Annotated in this window: 1 protein-coding gene; it reads left to right on the top strand. The window is 66.0% G+C overall.

All coding sequences use genetic code 11. The features are described from left to right. A partial coding sequence (locus MXAZACID_RS17280) for a toprim domain-containing protein (RefSeq protein WP_039885812.1) occupies positions 1 to 1,005 on the top strand: 1,005 nt, incomplete at its 5' end. Positions 1,006 to 1,217 lie beyond the last annotated feature (212 nt).

Below are 1,217 nucleotides of genomic sequence, written 5' to 3'. Positions count from 1 at the left end.
TTATGTGCAGTTACACATAAGCAGGATGCCGCCGAGGGCACGCATGGCGATTTGCTGGACTTGATCCGGGAGCGTCGCGGCCTGACGGAATTCCGGGATGTGGCTGAGGAGGCAAGGCGGTTTTTGGGACTGGCTGGCGATGGTCATGCTGCGGGCGACAAACACCGTAGCTGCCACCTCCAGGGCCACGTGCCGAGTTTACGGGGTGCTTGTGCTGTTCCCGAGCCGCAGGCGGATGATAGCGCTGATCCCGCCTCTGATGCCACCAATGCCCAACGCGCCGCCAAGCGGTTGTTCGGCAACGCGCAGCCCCTCTCGGGCACGCTTGGGCAAACCTATCTGCACCGGCGCGGTATCACGGCGGCGGCACTGACCGGCATAGGCGCGTTGCGCTTCCATCCGCGCTGTTTCTACCGCGCGACACCCGATGCTCGGCCGGAACCCTGGCCGGCACTGATCGCGGCGGTCACCAATCTCGATGGCACCATCACTGGTATTCAGCGCACCTGGCTTGATCCTGACGGGTTTGAGCCCCTCGATCCTATCCAGTTGGGTAAGGCGCCACTGGTAACTCCACGCCGGGCGCTGGGGCTGCTGCTGGGCCATGCGGCGCGGTTTGGCGCCACCACCCCAGGGCTGGAAGGCGAACCGGTGAACGGCTTGCTTGTGGCGGGCGAGGGCATCGAAACCGTGCTGTCGTTGCGCTGTGTGCTGTCCGCCATCCCTATGGCGGCCGCACTCTCAGCCGTGCATCTTGCAGCCCTCATGCTCCCTGCTGGGCTGCGCCGGCTCTATATCGCCCGCGATGCTGATCCGGCCGGTGACCGCGCCGTGGCAGGTTTGACCCAACGCGCAATTGCCGCCGGGGTCGAGGCGATCACGCTCTCGCCCCGGCATGGCGATTTCAACGATGACCTCCGCGAACTTGGCCTCGCGGAATTGCGGGCAAACTTGCGGGTGCAACTGGCGCCGGAGGATGCTGTGCGCTTCGTGGCGACACCTTGAGATTTTACCTGGCGGATTGGCAGGTGATGGCCCGCCAACGCCGGGATCATCGCCGCCGCTGGGTACGGCATCCCCTTCCCGCCGGGTGGCCGCGCCAGCGGCCTTCCGAGAGGGCGCTCTGTGCCGTGGGCGGCGGCGGCCCGCAATGGCGGCGGGGCCGCTATTTTCCGCCGCCCAGGGGAATGATCGACAACACTGATTGTGATGAGCCA

The organism is Acidocella sp. MX-AZ02, from assembly GCF_000306035.1.
GTDB lineage: Bacteria > Pseudomonadota > Alphaproteobacteria > Acetobacterales > Acetobacteraceae > Acidocella > Acidocella facilis.
The sequence above is the reverse complement of the archived record's forward strand: the minus strand, read 5'-3'. Positions and strand labels throughout refer to the sequence as shown.